The organism is Myxococcus llanfairpwllgwyngyllgogerychwyrndrobwllllantysiliogogogochensis (assembly GCF_006636215.1).
Classification (GTDB): domain Bacteria; phylum Myxococcota; class Myxococcia; order Myxococcales; family Myxococcaceae; genus Myxococcus; species Myxococcus llanfairpwllgwyngyllgogerychwyrndrobwllllantysiliogogogochensis.
In genome coordinates, this window is sequence record NZ_VIFM01000534.1 from 1 (window position 1) to 1,409 (window position 1,409).

1 protein-coding gene is annotated in these 1,409 nt (G+C 69.0%); it reads left to right on the forward strand.

Translation table 11 applies throughout. The features are described 5' to 3' along the window. Nucleotides 1–289 precede the first annotated feature (289 nt). Nucleotides 290–1,409 (forward strand): serine/threonine protein kinase (locus tag FJV41_RS49135; RefSeq protein ID WP_141649506.1); only part of this gene is annotated, 1,120 nt, incomplete at its 3' end.

Below are 1,409 nucleotides of genomic sequence, written 5' to 3' on the forward strand. Positions count from 1 at the left end.
GGTGTCGCCGATGATGGCGGACAAGGGGCGGGAGGGCTCCGGCTCCTTCGGAAGGGCGACGGCGCGGATGTCGGGGTGGATATACATTCCAGACAAACTATACCTGATAGGCTAGTCAACTTCACCTAGAGGTGAGGCTTGGTGTCCTCTGTGGCAGGTGGTTGGAGGTGGGAGAAGACTTCGCGCGATTTCCCCGGGCTTCTGGTAGCGTGGGCCGGCGCCGGGGAGGGTACTGAATGCGCGTGGCCGCAGCCCTGTTGTCCTACAGAGTCTTCAGGAGGACGTCGCCATGAGGGACAACGGCCCCCCGGCCGTGCTGTCCCCCGGGGACGTGGTGAAGGGCTACACGGTGGTGAGGCACCTGGACCAGGGCGGCTTCGGCACCGTGTACCTCGCGACGAACGACGGGCAGCCTTGCGCCTTGAAGCTCGTGGAGCGGCAGCGCGTGGAGGGGCGGGTGGAGAAGGAAGTCTCCATCCTCTTGCGCTTGACGCACCCCAACGTGGTGGGGCTTCGCGGCTTCTCCTACTGGCAGGCGGGGGAGCGCGACTACGCCCTCATCGCCATGGAGTACGTGGAGGGGCGGAAGCTGAGCGCGTGGGTGAAGGAGGAGAACCCCTCGGCCCGGCAGATTGCGAAGGTGACGCTCGACGTGGCGCGGGCGCTGGCGGCCTCGCACGCTGCGGGAGTGGTGCACCGGGACGTGAAGGACGCGAACGTCATGGTGCGCGATGCGGACGGCCTGGCGGTGCTGGTGGACTACGGCATAGGGGACTACGAGGGCGCCCCCCCCGGTGTCACTCAGTCCATGCTGCCGCCCGGGACGATGGAGTACCGGCCCCCCGAGGCTTGGCTATTCGTGGAGCAGCACACGGGGCACAGAGGGGCCCGCTACGTGTCCGTCCCCTCCGACGACGTGTGGGCTCTGGGCACGGTCCTCTACCGCCTCCTCACGGCGAGACTGCCCTTCGACGCGGCGACGGACCCGGAGTACGTCCAGAGTGTCATTCGCAAGTCGCCGGTACCCCCTCACCTCGCCAACCGCTTCGTCCCGGAGCGGCTGAGCGTGTTGTGCATGCGGCTGCTGGAGAAGGACCCTGCTGCGCGTCCGGAGGCGAGCGCTGTCTGTGCGGCCCTGGAAGAGCTCCTGTCCGGGGCGGAAGGGGAGGCGTGGGACACGCCCTTGTTTGACTCGTATGGCCCGAACTCGGCCACCACCGAGGGCGAAGCGGGAGCGCTGGCTCGGTGGGCGAAGCGGCCCCTGCGCCAGATGCGCCGTGGCAAGGCGCCCGGGCCGGAGCTGTCGGGAGCGGGCCCTCCTGCGGCATCGCTGTCCCAAGCCGCTCCGGTAGCTGCTGCTACGCGGCCCCTGGAGGGGGCGCTGCCGGGCTTGGCGCATGAGGCGGGGG